Raw genomic sequence first — 19835 nt, forward strand, 5'->3', positions numbered from 1 at the left:
CGACTGAGGCCGCCTGCTTCCTGACCCCACTCGCAAGCAACCAAAACAAAAACGGCGCCCGAAGGCGCCGTTTTATTATTTCGACTGGAGCTCACTTAGTGCGCCGTCAGGCCGCCGGACGCTTCGTCCGAAGCATCGGGCTTGACGTCGACCTTGCTGGCCTCCTCGTCCCAGACGATCGGCACGGGCACGCGGGTCAGCGCCTTGGCGACGACCTCATCCAGCCGCGAGACCGGAATGATGTCCATGCCGCCCTTGATCGCATCGGATATCTCCGTGAGATCCTTGGCGTTGTCCTCCGGGATCAGCACCGTCTTGATGCCGCCGCGCGCGGCAGCCAGCAGCTTCTCCTTCAGACCGCCGATCGGCAGCACGCGGCCGCGCAGCGTGATCTCGCCGGTCATCGCGACATCGTGGCGGACCGGAATGCCGGTCATGACCGAGATGATCGCGGTGGCCATCGCCACGCCCGCGGACGGGCCGTCCTTCGGGGTTGCGCCCTCCGGCACGTGAACGTGGATGTCACGGCGATCGAACAGCGGCGGCTCGATGCCGTAGACGATCGCGCGCGAGCGGACGTAAGACGCCGCCGCCGAGATCGACTCCTTCATCACGTCGCGCAAATTGCCCGTGACCGTCATCTTACCCTTACCGGGCATCATGACTCCTTCGATGGTCAACAGCTCGCCGCCGACATCGGTCCAGGCGAGGCCGGTGACGATACCGATCTGGTCCTCTTCGTCGATCTCGCCGTAGCGATACTTCGGAACGCCGAGGAACTCTTCGATGTTCGCCTCGGTGACCTTCACCGACTTCTTCTTGGAGATCATCAGCTCCTTCACCGCCTTGCGGGCGAGTGTGGAGAGCTCACGCTCCAAATTACGCACGCCCGCTTCGCGGGTGTAGCGGCGGATCATCAACAGCAAGGCCGCGTCGTCGATCGACCATTCCTTGGAGTCCAGACCGTGCTTGGAGAGCGCGCTCGGGATCAGGTGCTTGCGCGCGATCTCGACCTTCTCGTTCTCGGTGTAGCCGGCGATCCGGATGATCTCCATGCGGTCCATCAGCGGGCCCGGAATATTCAGCGTATTCGCGGTCGTGATGAACATCACGTTGGAGAGGTCGTAATCGACCTCCAAATAGTGGTCGTTGAAGGTCGAGTTCTGCTCGGGGTCCAGAACCTCAAGCAGCGCCGACGACGGATCGCCGCGGAAATCGGCGCCCATCTTATCGATCTCGTCCAGCAGGAACAGCGGGTTCGAGGTCTTCGCCTTGCGCATCGACTGGATGATCTTGCCGGGCATCGAGCCGATATAGGTGCGGCGGTGACCGCGGATCTCGGCCTCGTCACGCACGCCGCCGAGCGACACGCGCACGAACTCGCGGCCGGTCGCCTTGGCGATCGATTTGCCGAGCGAGGTCTTGCCGACGCCGGGAGGCCCGACCAGGCACAGGATCGGTCCGGTCAGCTTGTTGGCGCGCGACTGCACGGCGAGATACTCGACGATGCGGTCCTTGACCTTCTCGAGCCCGTAGTGATCGGAGTCCAACACCGCCTGCGCGGCCTCGAGGTCCTTCTTGACCTTGGACTTCTTGCCCCACGGGATCGACAGCAGCCAGTCCAGATAGTTGCGCACGACGGTCGCTTCCGCGGACATCGGCGACATCTGGCGCAGCTTCTTCAGCTCGTGCTGTGCCTTCTCGCGCGCTTCCTTGGACAGCTTGGTCTTGGAGATCTTCTCCTCCAGATCGGCTAGCTCGTCGCGACCTTCGTCGTCGCCGAGCTCCTTCTGGATCGCCTTCATCTGCTCGTTCAGGTAATACTCGCGCTGGGTCTTCTCCATCTGGCGCTTGACCCGCGAGCGGATGCGCTTCTCGACCTGCAGCACCGAGATCTCGCTCTCCATCAGGCCCAGCACCTTCTCCAGGCGCTGCGTGACGGACAACGTCTCCAGGATGGCCTGCCGATCGGCGATCTTGACCGCCAGATGCGAGGCAACGGTGTCGCCGAGCTTGGCGAAATCGGTGATCGCCTGGACCACGCCGACGACTTCGGCGGAGATCTTCTTGTTGAGCTTCACATAGCTCTCGAAGTCGGACACGACCGAACGCGACAGCGCCTCGGCTTCGACCGAGGTGGCGTCAGCGTCGGCGAGCGCGACCGCGGTCGCCTCGTAATATTCGCTGCGATCGGAATACTTCTCGATACGTGCGCGCTCGAGGCCCTCGACCAGCACCTTCACGGTGCCGTCGGGCAATTTCAGGAGCTGCAGAACGCTGGCGAGCGTACCGGTCTCGTAGATTGAATCGGGCGCCGGATCGTCATCGGACGCGTTCTTCTGCGTCGCGAGCATGATCAACGCGTCGTTCTTCATCACCTCTTCCAGCGCGCGGATCGATTTCTCGCGGCCGACGAACAGCGGCACGATCATGTGCGGGAAGACGACGATGTCGCGGAGCGGCAGCACCGGATAGGAATGGCTTTCGCCGTGGACGATCGTTGGCCGGGGTTTTGAGGTCGTCATGGCCTTATCCTTTTGTTTTGCCCCCTTGCACGCAGTCCGCCTGCTTGCGCAACCGCCACAAGGTGCCTTGGTGATCCGGAAAAAGATTGCCGTCAGCAGTCGCTTATTCCGCATCGTAAAGCGACGAATCTCAACACATGAGGTCCCTCGCCGATAGCATTAGGTGGCTATCAGGCCGGGGGTGTCAAGTCTGAGAAGTGCCCGGAAATTCAGGCTAAACAGGCATTTACTGCGATGCCACAAGGGCGTTGCTGCTGCGCCGCAACGGCCGCCGGATTGCCCGGCAGCCCTGCATTTTTGGCGGATAGAGACGAGCGCTTCTTAAGCGCTCGCGCTGCTCTCGACGGCGCGGTCGGAACGATCCGCGTAGATGTAGAGCGGACGCGCCGTTCCCTCGACCACTTCGCGCGAGATCACGACTTCCTCGACGCCTTCGAGGCCCGGGAGGTCGAACATGGTCTCGAGCAGGATGCTCTCCAGGATCGACCGCAGGCCGCGCGCACCGGTCTTGCGCTCGATCGCCCTGCGGGCGACCGCGCCAAGCGCCTCGTCGGCGAAGGTCAGCTCGATGTTCTCCATCTCGAACAGCCGCTGGTACTGCTTCACCAGCGCGTTCTTCGGATCGGTCAGGATCTTCTTCAGCGAGGCCTCGTCGAGGTCCTCCAGCGTCGCGACGACGGGCAGACGGCCGACGAATTCCGGGATCAGGCCGTACTTCAGCAGGTCTTCCGGCTCGACGTGGCGGAAGATCTCGCCGGTGCGGCGATCCTCCGGCGCGAGCACCTGCGCCGCGAAGCCGATCGAGGTCGAACGGCCGCGCGCGGAGATGATCTTCTCGAGGCCCGAGAATGCACCGCCGCAGATGAACAGGATGTTGGTGGTATCCACCTGCAGGAACTCCTGCTGCGGATGCTTGCGGCCGCCCTGCGGCGGGACCGAGGCCACCGTGCCTTCCATGATCTTCAGCAGCGCCTGCTGGACGCCCTCGCCCGATACGTCGCGGGTGATCGAGGGATTGTCCGACTTGCGGCTGATCTTGTCGATTTCGTCGATATAGACGATGCCGCGCTGCGCGCGCTCGACGTTGTAGTCGGCCGACTGCAGCAGCTTCAGGATGATGTTCTCGACGTCCTCGCCGACGTAGCCGGCTTCGGTCAACGTTGTGGCGTCAGCCATGGTAAACGGCACGTCGAGGATGCGGGCCAGCGTCTGCGCGAGCAGCGTCTTGCCCGAACCGGTCGGACCGATCAGCAGGATGTTCGACTTCGCCAGCTCGACGTCGTTGTGCTTGGTCTGATGGTTAAGCCGCTTGTAGTGATTGTGGACGGCGACCGAGAGCACCTTCTTGGCATGGCTCTGGCCGATCACGTAGTCGTCCAGGACCTTGCAGATCTCCTTCGGCGTCGGAATGCCGTCGCGCGACTTCACCAGCGAGGATTTGTTCTCCTCGCGAATGATGTCCATGCACAGTTCGACACACTCGTCGCAAATGAAGACAGTCGGTCCGGCAATCAGCTTGCGAACTTCATGCTGGCTCTTGCCGCAGAACGAGCAGTATAGCGTGTTCTTGGCGTCGCTCGTGCCGACCTTACTCATTCATTATCTCCGTCCGCCGTTCGATCATTTGCCAGATCGACCCAATCCGGCACCAAACCGGAGCTTAAGGGTAGATAGAGCAAATTCCGCACCAAAAAAGAGCCTACGCAATACTGACCGTGCGAATCACGGTTTATTCGAATCTCCGCGATCTCGGCCGGCGCATTACAGCCAACCATGCTGGCACCCGACTATCAAGAATTCGCTAATCGGATGGCCGGCTCAAGACCGTGACAATACCGTGATTTTCAACGATCGCACGTGGAATACGCGCTGAAATCCTCGGAACGTTGCGGGATTACCACGCCAGCATAGGAGCACGAAACCGGAACTTTCCGCCCGCGCGCATGTACCTGCCGGCCGGTCCGCCCGTTCTGCTTTGCCGGTTATGTGAGGCGTCAATGTGGAGATCACACCGACGCCTCAGAGGCCTGTTCCGATCGGGCGGCCTTGTCAGGCAGCCTTCGCAGCCGACGGGTCTTCCGGACGCTTGTCGATGACCTTGTCGACGAGGCCGAACGCCTTGGCGTCCTCAGCGGTGAGGAACTTGTCGCGCTCGAGCGCGTCCTCGATCGCCTTGTAGGTCTGGCCGGTGTGCTTCACATAGATCTCGTTGAGGCGCTTCTTGAGATTCAGGATCTCCTGCGCGTGCAGCATGATGTCGGTGGCCTGGCCCTGGAAGCCGCCCGAGGGCTGGTGCACCATGATGCGCGAATTCGGCAGCGAGAAGCGCATGTCCTTCTCGCCGGCCGCCAGCAGCAGCGAGCCCATCGAGGCCGCCTGGCCCGTGCACAGCGTCGACACCGGAGGGCGGATGAACTGCATCGTGTCGTAGATCGCAAGGCCCGACGTCACCACGCCGCCCGGCGAGTTGATGTACATCGAGATTTCCTTCTTCGGATTCTCGGCTTCGAGGAACAACAGCTGCGCGACAGTCAACGTTGCCATGCCGTCTTCCACCGGACCGGTGACGAAGATGATGCGCTCTTTCAGGAGACGCGAGAAAATGTCGTAGGCGCGTTCGCCGCGATTGGTCTGCTCGACGACCATCGGCACGAGGTTCATGTAGGTTTCAACGGGATCGCGCATTGGGACAACCCAGGGGTTAGGGGTGATGCAGAACTTTAAGGCTTAACCCAGATATGGGCCAATTTCCGGCCGACAAGACCGGCACTAGCCATCCGGGCAGGTCGCGGAAGTTCAAGCTGATTCGCATCTGCGCGCCTAGCGACGGGATCCGTCGCGAGGCGCGCTTTCGCGGTTCATCATTAACGCGAGGTGCCGGAATTAAGCGGCAGTTTTCTCGGCATCTTCATCCTTGAACAGCTCATCCTTGGTGACCTTCTTCTCGGTCACAGTGGCGAGCTCGAGGACGAAGTCGACGACCTTGTCCTCGTAGATCGGGGCACGGAGCTGGGCCAGCGCCTGGGCGTTGCTGCGGTAATAGTCCCAGACTTCCTTCTCGCGGCCGGGCATCTGGCGCGCGCGCTCGATCACGGCCCGCGACACCTCGTCGTCGGTCACTGTGATCTTGTTCTTCTCGCCGATCTCAGACAGCACGAGGCCGAGGCGGACGCGGCGGTCGGCTATCTTGTGGTACTCCTCCTTGGCCGCATCCTCGGTGGTGTTCTCGTCGGCGAAAGTCTTGCCGGACGAGTCCATCTCGGCCTTGATCGAGTTCCACATCAGCTTGAACTCTTCGTCGACCAGCGATGGCGGCGCCTCGAACTTGTGGCTCTCGTCGAGCCGGTCGAGCAGCGCGCGCTTGACCTTCTGACGGGTGGCGCCGGCGAACTCGGCCGTCAGGCGCTCGCGCGCGGCTTCCTTCAGCTTGTCGAGCGATTCGAGCCCAAGCGTCTTGGCGAACTCGTCGTCGATCGTGGTTTCACCGGGCGCCTCGATCAGGGTCGCGGTGGTCTCGAACTCGGCCGGCTGGCCGGCGAGCTTTTCGTTGAGGTAGTTCTTCGGGAACGGGACCTTGAGCGTGCGGGTCTCGTTGGTGCCGATACCGATCAGCTGCTCCTCGAAGCCCGGGATGAACTGGCCGGCGCCGATCAGGACCTGGATGCCTTCGCCGGTGCCGCCCTCGAAGGCTTCACCGTTGATGGTGCCCTTGAAGCTGATGGTGACGCGGTCGCCCTTCTCCGCCTTCGCATCTTCGGTCTTGGCATTGTACGGGCGGCTGCCTTCGGCGATGCGCTTGATGGCATCGTCGACGTCGGCGTCGGAGACGTCGACCACCGGCTTCTCGACCGAGAACGACTTGAAATCGGCGAGCTGGATCTGCGGCACCACCTCGATCGCGACCGTGTAGGTCAGGTCGGTCTTGCCAGACAGCAGTTCCTCGACCTCGTCCTTCTCGGTCGGCATCGTGATCTTCGGCTCGCCGGCGAGGCGGAAGCCGCGCTCGGTGAAGATCTCCGTGTTGGTGTCGCGGATGGTCTGGTCGATGGTCTCGGCCATCACAGAGCGGCCATAGATCTTCTTCAGATGCGCCACCGGCACCTTGCCCGGACGGAAGCCGTTGAGACGGACCTTGTCCTTGAGGTCGACCAGCTTGGCGCCCGCCTTGGCATCAAGATCGGATGCCGGAACGCTGATCTTGAATTCGTGCTTCAGTCCCTCGTTGAGGGTCTCGGTGACCTGCATGGTATCAATCTTCTTCCGCTTTTGCCGCGGCCCGAGCGGCCGTTGCAGTGTTCAATCTGTTCGACGCGGAGCCTGGCGGCCTAACGTCTGTGGGTTCGGCGAACCGCCACCCCTTCGGGGCTAAAGGTTCTCCAAGGAATCGTCATGCAAACGCTGTAAGCGCTTGGTGCGGGCGGAGGGACTCGAACCCCCACAACTTTCGTCACTGGAACCTAAATCCAGCGCGTCTACCAGTTCCGCCACGCCCGCGAGAAAAGCATCCAATTCGGCCGCGGTGCCGCGGGCGGCGGGCTTATAACATGCGTCCACCGGTTCGCAGCAAAAAAATGGCCGCTGTGCAGCCCACCCTGCGACCGATCGCGACTGGACAGGCCCACTTGAAAATGGTCCGCATCGGCCGGATGGCAAGTCCCGAATTCTCTCCCGAATTTTCCCTCACCCGGCGCGACCTGATGGCCGCCCTCGGCGCCGCGGCGTTGTGCCCCGCTCTGCCGGCCGCGGGCTCGGCGCAGGGCCGGACGGCGGTCGCGCTGCAGGCCAAAACCGACCACATCCGGCTTCGTCCTGACGGTCCAGCGACTGAGGTCTGGTCGCTGGGCAGCGGCGACCTCCGCTTCAGGCGCGGCGAGGTGCTGGATGTGACGTTCGGTAACGAATTGCCGGTCGCGGCCGCGCTCGATTGTCGGGGGCTCGACGGCGTCCCGGCCGCGGAGCCGCTCGCCTCCCGGGCGCCGCTTGCCGCGGGGGCAAAGGATACCTTCCAGCTCCCACTTCGGCATGCCGGCACCTTCCTGTGCGAGCCGCTGCTCGGCAATGGCGGCACGGCCCCGGCGCGGCCGCGGCCGCTGATCGTGACCGGCACCTCGCCGGTTGCGGTCGATCGCGACGAGGTCTTGCTGATCGAGGAGTGGCGCCTGCGGGGGGATGGGAGCGCAATCCCGCCAGGGGATGACCCGAAAGATAGCTCGGCAATTCAAACAATTAACGGTAAAACCTCATACGACATCTCGGCACCGGCCAACGCCCGGCTCAGACTCCGCTTTATCAACGGCAGCCAACGCAGCGTGCTGGCGGTCAAGTTGGAGAACCTCGAAGTCCGGGTAATGGCGATCGACGGCCAGCCTGCCGAACCGTTTTCGGCCCGCAACGGCGCGCTGGTGCTGGCGCCCGGAAGCCGCACCGATGTCTTTGTCGATGCGGCCGGGACGCCGGGAACAAGCTTCCCGATCCTGCTGCACGACGGCAAGCAGGCCCGCCCGGTCGGCAGGCTCGCGATCTCGAACGATCCGCCGCTGCGGCCGGCGCCGTTCCCGCCGGCCCCGCCGCTTCCCGGCAATGACATGCCCGACCAGCTCGACCTCAGGAGCGCGGCGCGGTTCGATCTGGCATTGGGCACGCCGACCGAATGGTTCCGGCCGGCCGATTTCAAACCGTCAGCCGCCCCGGCCTTTCAGGCCAAAGCCGGCCGGCCGGTGGTGCTGGCGCTGACCAATCGCGGCGCGATCGCCAGCGTCATTCATCTGCACGGCCATCACTTCCGCCTGCTCGACCGGCTCGACGACGGCTGGAAGCCGTTCTGGCTCGACACGCTCGCAGTCGAACCGGGCCAGACCCAGCGCATCGCCTTCCTCGCCGAATATCCCGGCCGCTATTTGATCGAGCAGGTCGCGACCGACTGGGCCGCGCCGCGGCTCGTCCGATGGTACAGTGTCCAATAACAAGAATGAGGAAACGCTCATGAGCCAGACAGTTGCAGCGATTCGCGGAGTGAAGGCACGAAGCGTCGTGGTGCCGCTCAAGCGCCCGGTGAAGACCGCGTTCGGCGTGATCGATTCCGGCCCGCTGGTCCTGATCGATGTCGAGACCGATCAAGGCGTTACCGGCCGCACCTACATCTTCGCCTACAGCAGGCTGACGCTTAAACCACTGGTTTATCTGATCGAGGAGATCGGCCGCGAGCTGGTCGGCAAGCCGGTCGCACCGTTCGACCTGATGAAGGCGATGGACGCCAAATTCCGGCTGCTCGGCGCGCAGGGTCTGGTCGGCATGGCCGTGTCGGGCCTCGATATGGCCTATTGGGACGTGCTCGGCCAGCTCGCCGGCCGGCCCCTGGTCGAGTTGCTCGGCGGCTCGGTGAAGCCGATCAAGGCCTATGACAGCTACGGCGCGGTCGATCCCGTTGCCGATGAGCGCGCGTTGCGTCGCTCGCTCGACCAGGGCTTCAAGGGCATCAAGATCAAGGGCGGCGACGGCGACGCCGCCAATGACGAGCGTGTCGTGAAGGGCGTGCGCGCCCTGCTCGGCCCGGACGTTGCGCTGATGATCGACTTCAACCAGTCGCTCGATCCGGCGGAGGCCACACAACGCATCGCGCGGCTTGCGCCCTACGATTTGCATTGGATCGAGGAGCCGGTGCCGCAGGAAAGCCTCTCTGGTCACGCAAAAGTCCGCGAGACCTCGCCGACGCCGATCCAGGCCGGCGAGAATTGGTGGTTTCCGCGCGGCTTTGCCGAGGCGATCGCGGCCGGCGCATCCGACTTCATCATGCCCGACGTGATGAAGGTCGGCGGCGTTACCGGCTGGATGCAGGTCGCCGGACAGGCCGATGCCGCATCGATCCCGATGTCGAGCCATCTGTTCGCGGAAGTCAGCGCGCATCTGCTCGCGGTGACGCCGACCGCGCACTGGCTCGAATTCCTCGACTTCGCCGGCGCGATCCTCGCAAGGCCAGCCGAGATCACCGATGGCGCGGTGACCGCCCGCGGTCCCGGGCTCGGCATCGAGTGGAACGAGCCGGCGGTCGCGAAATATCTGGTGCCGTAGGTCGTAGGATGGGTGGAGCGCAGCGATACCCATCAACTTTCTTTCGACGCGGTGAGATGATGGGTTTCGCTTCCGCCTTCGCTCTTCGAGCTACGGCGGACAAGTCGCTCTACCCATCCTTGTAATAACGCGATCGGTTATCGTCGGCATATTCCGAGAGGAATGGCCTGTCGCGGTTAGCGACCGCGACAGGCCGCTGGCGATCGGATCGCACCCATCCTGAGCAGTTCGTGGCTGCCCCGTAGCAGGATCGCGCCAGCACCTTCATCGGACCCGGATGGTTGCCGGAACGGTTAGGTTCGCTTCACAAGGCGGGGTCGACGAGGATGACACAGACTAGCACAAGGACGGCTGGAATCGATACGTCCAAGAGCAAGCTCGATGTTGCGGTTCACGGCCGGACCGAACATTGGCAGGTCGCCAACTCACTGGCGGGATGGCGTATTCTGACGACCAAACTGGCCGAGGCTGACGTGAGCCGAATCGGTATCGAAGCGACCGGGGGCTATGAGCGCGGCGCGGTCGAACACCTGCGTGCGGCAGGCTTCACGGTGCTGGTGCTGCAGCCGATCCAGGTCAAGGCGTTCGGCCGGGTGCATCTGCGACGCGCCAAGAACGATGTGCTGGATGCGGTGTTGATCGCCGCCTGCGCGGCAGCGATCGAGCAGGTCAGAGATGCGCCCGATCCGCGCCTGGCGGAGCTGGCCGAACATCTGACCTTCCTCGAGCAGATCGAGGACGACATCAAGCGCTGCAAGACCCGGCTGGAGCATATCGATCAGCCCGCGCTGAGACGCCTGGTGCTGGGTGACATTGCCCGGCTGAAGGCACGGCGGCTCGCCCAGATCCGTTACCTTGCCAGGCAACTACGCGCTCACCGCGATCTCGCTGCCCGCCTTGACCTCGTGCTCAGCATTCCCGGGATCGGCGAACGCACCGCACTCGCGCTCTTGATCCGCATGCCCGAACTCGGCCGTGTCAGCCGCGAGGAGGCTGCGGCCCTCGCGGGGCTCGCGCCCTTCGACAACGACAGTGGGCAACATAAAGGCCAACGGCGCATCGCCGGCGGTCGGGCTCGGCTGCGACGTTCGCTGTTTGCTGCGGCGCTTCCGGCGGCATTCCGCTGACGCCTAACCGCAGCCGGAAAGGCCCACAACGCAGCTCTCATCGCTTGCGCGCGAAAGCTGCTGATCTATGCCAACACTGTCATCCAGCGCGGAACGCCTTGGCGCGAACAGGCGTCCGCGACTTAATGGTTGCTACGCGCCCTCAATCGATCGTGCGCTTCACCTTTGCGACGTATTCATGTAGGTCGTCAGGACATCGGAGCGCCCCATGTCCACCAACAACAAGCTGACGCTCAAGTTTCGCTGTCCCACGGAGCTTGAAGGCCTGATTCCGCCGCCCGTGCCGGCGGCCCAGGGCGTTCCCGACTGGCTCAAGACGATGCCGGCGACCGCTTACAGCTCGATCAACCTGCACGACGAGGACACCATCAAGCGCTGTCCGCCGTTCGTGGATGCGATGACCTGCGGATTCCTGCTGCCGCTGGTTTGCGACCTCAGGGTCGAAAACGGCGAAATCACCTGGGACCAGGACCTGCCGCCGGGAGGCACGCCCGAATTTCCACGTTCGCCGATCGGCTTCCACGACCCGGGTCAGGTCAGCGGCACGCCGCTGTTTGAAGAGGGCCGCTTCTTTATCAAACTCCACAATCTGTGGACCGTCGAAGCCCCGGAAGGCTACGCCGTCTACTTCACGCATCCCGTCAATCGCTTCGACCTGCCGTTCACCACGCTGAGCGGCCTGGTCAATTCCGACCTTTATGCCGACAACTGGGTGCACTTTCCGGCGTACTGGCACGACCGAAATTTCAAAGGCGTGCTCCCGAAGGGAACTCCGATCGCGCAATGCATTCCAGTCAAGCGCGACAGCTGGACCGCGCAGGCCTCGTCCTTCACGGCGGACGAAGCCAAGCGCGTCGACGAATTCCGCGCTGAGCTCAGACGGCAGCCCAATCTCTACCGGAGAAACTTCAGGGCCTGAGGCGCCGCGAAAGCGTCTTCCGGGATTTCGCGGAAAGCGCTCAGCTCGATTCCACGCCGAGGAATTTCGCAGCCGCGCTCCGGTCGAAGAAGAAGCGGCCATGCGATGAGGCGGCCATCACGAACGCCGCGCGGCCCAGCAATTGAGGCTGGCCGCGCGTGACGGAGCGCAGCGCCGCCTCACCGGCATTGCGCTCGCCCTGCTCGAGAAGGCACGTGGCGAGGTGAGCGCGGACCGAGCGGTCGTCCGGATACTGCGCGAGCACCTGGCGGAAAGCATCGGCCGCAGTCGCGTAGTCGCCGTGCAGGATCAGGATCCGGCCAAGTTCGTTGACGACATCCGGCCGCCCCGGCGCGCTGTTGCGGGCGCGGGTCAAGACGTTCTGCGCTTTCGCGAGCTCACCGTTCTCGTGAAACAGGCGTCCCAGGCTGAGCTTCAGGTCGACATTGTCGGGCGCCAGCGCAAGGCCGGATTCGACGATGCCGATGGCGTCGCTACGTTGACCGACCTTGACGAGCTGACCCGCGAGTTCCTGGAACGAGGGAAAATAGGGCGGCCGACGCGCGACCGTACGGCGAAGCTGCGCGATGCCATCGGCCGCGCGGCCGGCGCCGCACAGCAGGGCGCCAAGCAGGGTCTCGACTTCGCCGTCGTCGCCGCGACGCGCGATCCGTTCCAGCGATGCGATCGCCTCGCCTCCCCGATCCTGTCCCATCAGGGCATGGGCCAGGAGAAGCGCCGCGTTCCTGTCGGTGCGGTTGGATTTCAGGATGCTGGCGGCGATCTGCTCGGCCTGAGCAAACTGTCGCGCCCGCAACGCCATTGCGCCTTGTTGCAGCGCCTGAGCGAGGAAATTGTTCTGCGTGGCACTCACGAGCGGGATTCACGGGATGCAAGGGAATGTCGTGGGGCTTTAGCCCGCCTCTTCCCACGCGTCCACCAAAAGTCTCGTGTCTGGGGAGTTGAGCACTTGGCGAGCCTCCCCGCGCCCTCCGCCGGAAGCGGAGGGATTGGATCTATGCGGGACAAGGATACGGCCGATCTTGTATGGTCGCGGCTGATCGGCGTGCCGCCGAACGAACCTGACACCATGTGACAGATCGGAGAACCAGGATGGCACAGTGTATCGTCATCGTTCAATTCGACCTCCCGAAGCGAACCGAGGAACAGGCCATCAAGGGCGGCATGGGCAGCGCGCCCATCTGTCGAAATCTCGCGACAAAGGGGCTGATCCGCAAAGACTATCTCAACGGTGAGACCGGCACCGGCGGTGTTTACCTGTGGGAGAGCCGCGCGGCGGCCGAGGCCTGGTTCACCGAGGCCAAGATCGCAGAGCTGACTGAACGGTTCGGAGCCCGGCCGCGGCTGACCTGGTACGACACGCACGTCACCGTCGACAACCTCAAGGGCGAGACGCGGGTGAACCAATCCGCGCTGATTTCCGCCGCGGAATGAAAAGACGTCGGCAGCAGCTGCCTCCGGCGGACGCTCACGCGCCCACGCGCGTCCAGAGATAGCGCACGTCCGGCTCCTTCTCCTCGTTGCGGCTGCCGTCGGTCTGCTCGACTGGCGCAAAGCCGCGCGCCTCGTAGAAGCGGCGCGCCCGCACATTGCGCTGGAAGGTCCAGAGTTGCAGACGGTCCGCGCCCTGCCTCGCGATCTCCAGCAGCGCACCGCCGATGCCGCTTCCCTGCGCGGCAGGCAGCACGTAGAGCTGCTCGATCCAGTCGTCGCGGAACGCGATCACGCCGCTCATCGCCGCACCGTCGAACGCGCCCCACAGCGTGCACGCCGCAAACATCCGCTCGCGATAGAACCAGCGGTCTTCGTCGGGCGTATGCAGGCCGGCGAGCCACGGCAGCGCGTGATCGAACGCCGCCCGATGCACGCGTGCGGCGGCGTCCATGTCGGCAAGCGCGAGTTGCCTAATACTCAATCCCGAACTCGTCATAGAGGCGGCGGAACACGGCCGGCAGCACCTCGGTGAGATCCTCCGCGATCAGGCCGGGGCCCGCCTCGCTGGCGCCCTCGCCGTGCAACCACACGCCGATGCTGGCCGCCTCGAAGGCCGCGACGCCCTGCGCCAGGAAGCCCGCGATGATGCCGGCGAGCACGTCGCCGGCACCGGCGGTGGCGAGCCAGGGCGGCGCATTGGCGGCGATGGTGGCGCGGCCGTCGGGCGACGCGATCACCGTATCGGCGCCCTTCAGCAGCACCACCGCGCCGGAGCGCTCGGCAGCCGCGCGCACGCGCTCGAGCTTGGAGCGGCCGGGATGCTTGTTGGAGATGTCGCTGAACAGCCGCGGAAACTCGCCCTCATGCGGCGTGAGCACCACCCCAAGGCCGTCGGCGGCCTTGATCGTCTCGAACAGCCGGTCCGGCGTGCCGGCAAAGCTCGTCAGCGCATCGGCATCGAGCACCAGATGCCGCTGTGCCGACAGCGCGGTGTGGACGAAGTCGCGGGTGCGCGCGCTGACGCCGGCGCCGGGTCCGATCACGCAGGCGTTGAGGCGCTTGTCATCCAGCAGTTCGGCGAACTGGATCGGGTTGTCGACTGTGCGCACCATCACCGCGGTCAGCGCCGCCGCGTTGACGGCGAGCGCGTCGCGCGGCGAGGCCAGCGTCACGAGGCCGGCGCCGGCGCGCAGCGCCGCGCGCGCGGCGAGCCGCGCTGCCCCGGTCGAGGCGAGATCGCCGGAGACCACGACGGCATGCCCCCTTGCGTATTTGTGGCCGTCGATCCGCGGCATCGGAAACGACCAGCGCCAGGCCTGCGGCAGGTTCTCCGCGGTCAGCGGCTTGATCTCGTCGAGCACCTGCGGATCGATGCCGATATCGGCGACGCGGACCCGGCCGCAATACATCCGACCCGGCAGCAACAGATGCGCCGGCTTCTTGCGGAAGAAGGTGACGGTCTCGATGGCCTGCACGGCCGCTCCCATGACCGCGCCTGATGTACCGTTGATGCCGCTCGGCAGGTCCACCGCCAACACCGGCGTACCGTTGGCGTTGATGGCCGTAATCATCTCCAGTGGATCGCCCTTCACCGGGCGATTGAGGCCGGCGCCGAACAGCGCGTCGATGATCAGCGCCGGCTTGCCGAGCGCCTGCGGGTTGAACGGCAGCACCGGATATTTCCAGCCCTTCGCCGCGAGTGCCGCGTCGCCCTGCAGGCTGTCGCGTTCGCAGAGCAGGATCACCGAGACCTCGCGGCCGCGCGCGGCGAGCTCGGCGGCGGCGACAAAGCCGTCGCCGCCATTGTTGCCGCGGCCGGCGACCACGACGATCGGCCCCTCCTCAACCAGCTCCATCGCGGCTTCAGCGACCGCCTGGCCTGCGCTCATCATCAGCGAGAAGCCCGGCGTGCCGCCCGCGATGGTCAGCCGGTCGGCACGCTCCATCTCCGTCGTGGTCAGAACGTCCATGCCGAATCCTCAATCGCTTCGCCTTTTCGAGAGGCAATTCCTGTGACGTTCGCGGGGTTTCTACTGGCCGACTGCATATGGATTGATCTATTTGCCTATTTGTTAGGCTTGGATATCATAGCCCATGTGGTTCGATATCAGCCGATTGCCTGATAAAAGGCTGATAACATTCCGAAATCGGGGGCTTTCACAACTTGGCATAGACCCTGCTTTTGAGGAAGCCGCGCGCAGTGCCGCTCCATGCGACCATTGCGCGTGTTTCCGGCCCGGCGCCGGAAGGCTCAAGACCAACCTAGACTGCGCCCCACGCGCATCGAACTCGACCCTGCAATCTGCAATGCCCGGGAGGCGCTCAGTGAAGAAGATTGAAGCCATCATCAAGCCCTTCAAGCTCGACGAGGTCAAAGAAGCGCTCCAGGAAGTCGGACTGCAAGGCATCACCGTGACCGAGGCCAAGGGATTTGGCCGCCAGAAGGGCCATGCCGAACTCTATCGCGGTGCGGAATACATCGTCGACTTCCTGCCCAAGGTGAAGATCGAGATCGTGATCGGCGACGATCTGGTCGAGAAGGCGATCGACGCGATCCGCCGCGCAGCCCAGACCGGACGCATCGGCGACGGCAAGATCTTCGTTTCCAATATCGAGGAAGCGATCCGCATCCGGACCGGCGAATCCGGGCTGGACGCTATTTGAGCCCGGTGCTATCCGGGAATTTCTGACGGCAAAGAGAAAAAAGGCTGCTTCGGCAGCCTGATTTCGTTTGAGCAGTCACACGAACTCGCCAAAAGCGAGAATAACGTCGCTCACCGCTGGAAACCGGCCCGCAAATCCAAAAGGGGTATTCATGAAGACCGCCAAAGACGTCCTGAAATCGATCAAGGACAACGACGTCAAATACGTCGACCTGCGCTTCACCGATCCGCGCGGCAAATGGCAGCACGTGACCTTCGACGTCGGCATGATCGAAGAGGACACCTTTGCCGAAGGCCAGATGTTCGACGGCTCCTCGATCGCCGGCTGGAAGGCGATCAATGAATCCGACATGTGCCTGATGCCCGACCCGCTCACCGCGACGATCGATCCGTTCTTCGCCGAGACCACCATGGTCATCGTTTGCGACGTGCTCGAGCCGACCACCGGCGAGCCCTACAACCGCGACCCCCGCGGCATCGCCAAGAAGGCGGAGGCGATGGTGAAGTCGCAGGGCGTCGGCGACACCGTGTTCGTCGGCCCCGAGGCCGAGTTCTTCGTGTTCGACGACGTGCGCTATTCGGCCGAGCCCTACAACACCGGCTTCCGCCTCGATTCCTCCGAGCTGCCGATCAACTCGGCCACCGAATATGAGGGCGGCAATCTCGGCCACCGCATCCGCACCAAGGCCGGCTACTTCCCGGTGCCGCCGCAGGATTCGGTGCAGGACATGCGCTCCGAAATGCTCGGCGCCATGAGCAAGATGGGCGTCAAGGTCGAGAAGCATCACCACGAAGTCGCTTCGGCCCAGCACGAGCTCGGCATGAAGTTCGACACGCTGACGCTGATGGCCGACCAGATGCAAATCTACAAGTACTGCATCCATCAGGTCGCCCACATCTACGGCAAGACCGCCACCTTCATGCCGAAGCCGGTCTATGGCGACAACGGCTCGGGCATGCACGTCCACCAGTCGATCTGGAAGGACGGCAAGCCGGTGTTCGCCGGCAACAAGTATGCCGACCTGTCGGAGACCTGCCTGCACTACATCGGCGGCATCATCAAGCATGCCAAGGCGATCAATGCCTTCACCAATCCGTCGACCAACTCCTACAAGCGTCTGGTCCCGGGCTATGAGGCTCCGGTGCTGCTCGCCTACTCGGCGCGCAACCGTTCGGCGTCCTGCCGCATCCCCTGCACCGCGAATCCGAAGGCCAAGCGCGTCGAGGTGCGTTTCCCCGACCCGATGGCCAATCCCTATCTCGGCTTCGCCGCGATGCTGATGGCCGGCCTCGACGGCATCAAGAACAAGATCGATCCGGGTCCGGCGATGGACAAGGACCTCTACGATCTGCCGAAGGAAGAGCTGAAGCAGATCCCGACGGTGTGCGGCTCGCTCCGCGAGGCGCTCGAGAACCTCGACAAGGACCGCGGCTTCCTCAAGAACGGCGGCGTGTTCGACGACGACTTCATCGACGCCTATATCGAGCTGAAGATGACCGAGGTCGCCCGTTTCGAAATGACCCCGCACCCGGTCGAGTTCGAGATGTACTACTCGCTGTAAGACCTACGGCACCGTGAAATGCGAAAGGCGCTTCCGATGGAGGCGCCTTTTGTTTTTGGATGAACGCCCGATGGGTAGATCCGCGTAGCCCGGATGAAGCGGAGCGAAATCCGGGAACGGTCGCGCCAATGCTGAGAGCTGCCCCGGATTACGCTTCGCTCCATCCGGGCTACGCACCTCGACACTTATCCTCGCGTCGCGCGCTTCCCCAATTTCGGCGTCTTGCGGTCGTTCGACAACCCGCTTGCGAACCCCTGTGTCGCCACGATCAGCGTCTCGATCGCACGTGACGACCGGGCCTTGTTGGGCTTCGCCAGTTCCTGCAACAGCAACCCGTCGATGCCGGCCAGCATGAAGCGTGCGACATCGGCGCATCCCGCCGCGTCGAGCTCGCCGGTTCGTACGGCAACGCCCTGCAGGATGTCCTGATAGACCTTGACATAGGCGTCATACTGATAGGCTGCGAGCCCGGCAGCGTCGTCGCGCCGAAGCGCGTACAGCGTCAGCTCATACTGCACGATCTGCAGCTCGAGCGTTCGCTCGAGATAGCGCCAGCCGGCGCGCAGGGCTTCGCGGATGCAGCTCGCGATGTCGGCAGTATCGCCGGTTTCCTCGCGCAGCGCCGCGGTCGTCTCATCGATCAGGTGTTCGAGCACCGCCAGCAGCAGCGCGCTCTTGCTCTCGAAATGATAGTGCAGCGTGGCGAGGCGAACGCCGGCGCCGGCCGCGATGTCGCGCGTCGTCGTCGCCGCGACGCCGCCGGTCCCGAGCGCCTGCAAGGCTCCCTCAATGATCTGGCGCCGCGTTCGTTCGCCCTTGGGTTCGTTCTTGGGTTCGCTCTTGGCGCCGACCTGCTCACGTCCTGCGATTGTCATCCGTCTCTCCAATGCGCACGACGATTGTCTAGAGCCTTTTCCGTTCCGATGGAATCCGAACGGAGTTCTAGACTCTTGTTCTGACGCGTTTTCTTCACGCGAACCGGTATCCACTTCGCTCGAAAACGCGTCGGCCCGTGCCGCACAAATTTGCATGTTGCACAAAATTGGTCATTTGACCAATTTTATCGCCTGTGTTTATCCTTGCGGCAATGAGAACCGGGGTCCCGGGGGAAACAAATGTCGAGAGGAACGAGAAAATGACCACAGCAGCTGCTCGAAACAACGACACGCTGACTCGTCACGTCGTCTACCCCTTCGCCAATGCCAACTTCCTCGCCGAGAACCCGCCAATCTGCATCGAGGGCGGTGAAGGTGTCTACGTCTCGGACGGCCATGGCGGCCGCTATCTCGACGGACAGGCCGGGCTCTGGAACGTCAATGTCGGGCATGGCCGCCCCGAGATCAAACAGGCGATCATCGAACAGCTCGATCGTCTCAGCTTCTATTCGACCTTCGGCAACACCACCAACAGCCCGTCGGTGGCGCTGGCGGACGAGCTCTGCCGGCTGGCCGCGCCGGAAGGCATGGTCCGCGCGTTCTTCTCGTCCGGCGGCTCGGAGGCCAACGAGGCCGCGATCAAACTCGCCAAGCAATATTGGCGGCTCGCCGGCGAACCACTGCGCACCAAGATCATCTCGCTGCGCGGCGCCTATCACGGCGTGACGCTGGGCGCGCTGTCGGCCGGCGGCGTCAATGTCTACAAAGAGCAGTTCACGCCGCTGCTGCCGGGATTCTTCCAGGTCGAGACGCCGCACGCCTATCGCAACCCGTTCACGTCGGACCCGGAGGCGCTCGGCCGCCTCTGCGCCGAATTGCTCGAGCGCGAGATCGTCTATCAGGGAGCTGGCAGCGTCGCGGCCTTCATGGCCGAGCCGGTGCAGGGTGCCGGCGGCGTGATCGTGCCGCCCGCGAATTTCTGGCCGCTGCTGCGCGAGGTCTGCGACCGCCACGGCGTGCTCCTGATCGCCGACGAGGTCGTCACCGGCTTCGGCCGCTCCGGCAGCATGTTCGGCAGCCGCGCCTGGGGCGTCAAACCCGACATCATGGTGTTCGCCAAGGGCATCAACAGCGGTTACATCCCGCTCGGTGCCACCTTGATCAACGCGAAGGTCGCAGCCGCCTTCCAGTCCGACGACAAGTCGCAATTCACGCCGCGCGCCTTCATGCACGGCAACACCTATGCCGGCCATCCCCTCGCCTGCGCCGCCGCGATCGCCAATTTGCGCATCGTCGAGCAGGAGGAGCTGCCGGCCAATGCCGGGAAAGTCGGCGCCTATCTGCTGGCACGATTGACGGACGTCCAGAAGCGCCACCCCAATATCGGCGACGTGCGCGGCAAGGGGCTGATGCTCGGCATCGAGCTGGTCGCCGATCCCGAGACCAAGCGGCCGTTCGATCTGGCGGAGAATTTCGGCCAGCGGATCTGGGAGCGCTGCGTCGCCAAGGGCGTCCTGATCCGCAACCTGGCCGACACGTTCATCATCTCCCCGCCGCTGACCTTCACGACCGAACACGCCGACAAGATCGCGGACACGTTCGACGAGGCGATCAGCGCAGTCGAATAGATCACACGAGGTC

General features: G+C 63.9%; 16 protein-coding genes and 1 tRNA gene. 8 read left to right on the forward strand and 9 right to left on the reverse strand.

What is annotated here, in order from left to right:
- Positions 1-95: 95 nt before the first annotated feature.
- From lon to HAP54_RS38675, 5 genes are all read right to left on the reverse strand, one after another.
- A complete protein-coding gene (gene lon / locus HAP54_RS38655; protein ID WP_166296100.1) occupies positions 96-2525 on the reverse strand; it encodes an endopeptidase La in 2430 nt (809 codons plus the stop codon).
- Between the two features lie 321 nt (positions 2526-2846).
- Positions 2847-4121 carry an ATP-dependent Clp protease ATP-binding subunit ClpX gene (gene clpX / locus HAP54_RS38660; protein ID WP_029082873.1) on the reverse strand — a complete coding sequence of 425 codons (1275 nt, stop codon included), beginning with the start codon at positions 4119-4121 and terminating at the stop codon, positions 2847-2849.
- Between the two features lie 453 nt (positions 4122-4574).
- Positions 4575-5210: an ATP-dependent Clp protease proteolytic subunit gene (locus tag HAP54_RS38665; RefSeq protein WP_029082872.1), complete on the reverse strand. Its 636-nt coding sequence runs from the start codon at positions 5208-5210 to the stop codon at positions 4575-4577.
- A gap of 198 nt (positions 5211-5408) precedes the next feature.
- A complete protein-coding gene (gene tig / locus HAP54_RS38670) occupies positions 5409-6770 on the reverse strand; it encodes a trigger factor (RefSeq protein ID WP_166296103.1) in 1362 nt (453 codons plus the stop codon).
- Positions 6771-6934: 164 nt separating this feature from the next.
- Positions 6935-7019, reverse strand: a tRNA-Leu gene (locus HAP54_RS38675).
- A gap of 134 nt (positions 7020-7153) precedes the next feature.
- Between HAP54_RS38675 and HAP54_RS38680 the strand changes: the two genes are divergently transcribed.
- From HAP54_RS38680 to HAP54_RS38695, 4 genes are all read left to right on the forward strand, one after another.
- Positions 7154-8488: a multicopper oxidase family protein gene (locus HAP54_RS38680; protein WP_166306836.1), complete on the forward strand. Its 1335-nt coding sequence runs from the start codon at positions 7154-7156 to the stop codon at positions 8486-8488.
- Between the two features lie 49 nt (positions 8489-8537).
- Positions 8538-9593, forward strand: a complete 1056-nt coding sequence (locus tag HAP54_RS38685; RefSeq protein ID WP_248114386.1) for an enolase C-terminal domain-like protein — start codon at positions 8538-8540, stop codon at positions 9591-9593.
- 326 nt (positions 9594-9919) lie between these two features.
- Positions 9920-10720: an IS110 family transposase gene (locus HAP54_RS38690; RefSeq protein WP_224741589.1), complete on the forward strand. Its 801-nt coding sequence runs from the start codon at positions 9920-9922 to the stop codon at positions 10718-10720.
- A gap of 208 nt (positions 10721-10928) precedes the next feature.
- Positions 10929-11639, forward strand: a complete 711-nt coding sequence (locus tag HAP54_RS38695; protein ID WP_166296109.1) for a hypothetical protein — start codon at positions 10929-10931, stop codon at positions 11637-11639.
- 40 nt (positions 11640-11679) lie between these two features.
- Here HAP54_RS38695 and HAP54_RS38700 read toward each other — a convergent pair whose 3' ends face one another.
- A complete protein-coding gene (locus HAP54_RS38700; protein WP_166306839.1) occupies positions 11680-12462 on the reverse strand; it encodes a tetratricopeptide repeat protein in 783 nt (260 codons plus the stop codon).
- 290 nt (positions 12463-12752) lie between these two features.
- On the opposite strand from HAP54_RS38700, the gene HAP54_RS38705 reads away from it, so the two are divergent.
- A complete protein-coding gene (locus HAP54_RS38705) occupies positions 12753-13094 on the forward strand; it encodes a monooxygenase (protein ID WP_166296112.1) in 342 nt (113 codons plus the stop codon).
- Positions 13095-13128: 34 nt separating this feature from the next.
- Here the strand turns inward: HAP54_RS38705 and HAP54_RS38710 are convergent, their stop codons facing one another.
- Both HAP54_RS38710 and HAP54_RS38715 read right to left on the reverse strand, forming a co-directional pair.
- On the reverse strand, positions 13129-13545 hold the full coding sequence (locus tag HAP54_RS38710) for a GNAT family N-acetyltransferase (protein ID WP_248114385.1): 417 nt from the start codon (positions 13543-13545) through the stop codon (positions 13129-13131).
- A gap of 19 nt (positions 13546-13564) precedes the next feature.
- Positions 13565-15064 carry an NAD(P)H-hydrate dehydratase gene (locus HAP54_RS38715; RefSeq protein WP_166296118.1) on the reverse strand — a complete coding sequence of 500 codons (1500 nt, stop codon included), beginning with the start codon at positions 15062-15064 and terminating at the stop codon, positions 13565-13567.
- Positions 15065-15419: 355 nt separating this feature from the next.
- Between HAP54_RS38715 and HAP54_RS38720 the strand changes: the two genes are divergently transcribed.
- A complete protein-coding gene (locus tag HAP54_RS38720; protein ID WP_011441447.1) occupies positions 15420-15758 on the forward strand; it encodes a P-II family nitrogen regulator in 339 nt (112 codons plus the stop codon).
- A gap of 151 nt (positions 15759-15909) precedes the next feature.
- Entirely contained in the window at positions 15910-17319 is a 1410-nt protein-coding gene (glnA, locus tag HAP54_RS38725; RefSeq protein WP_166296121.1) for a type I glutamate--ammonia ligase, read from the forward strand.
- Positions 17320-17504: 185 nt separating this feature from the next.
- On the opposite strand, the gene HAP54_RS38730 is transcribed toward glnA, so the two are convergent.
- Positions 17505-18194 carry a TetR/AcrR family transcriptional regulator gene (locus tag HAP54_RS38730; RefSeq protein WP_166296124.1) on the reverse strand — a complete coding sequence of 230 codons (690 nt, stop codon included), beginning with the start codon at positions 18192-18194 and terminating at the stop codon, positions 17505-17507.
- Positions 18195-18454: 260 nt separating this feature from the next.
- On the opposite strand from HAP54_RS38730, the gene HAP54_RS38735 reads away from it, so the two are divergent.
- The gene (locus HAP54_RS38735) at positions 18455-19822 is read left to right on the forward strand and encodes an aminotransferase class III-fold pyridoxal phosphate-dependent enzyme (protein ID WP_166296127.1); all 1368 of its coding nucleotides are present in this window, start codon (positions 18455-18457) and stop codon (positions 19820-19822) included.
- The last annotated feature ends 13 nt before the right edge of the window (positions 19823-19835 follow it).

The organism is Bradyrhizobium sp. 2S1 (genome assembly GCF_011516625.5).
Classification (GTDB): domain Bacteria; phylum Pseudomonadota; class Alphaproteobacteria; order Rhizobiales; family Xanthobacteraceae; genus Bradyrhizobium; species Bradyrhizobium septentrionale.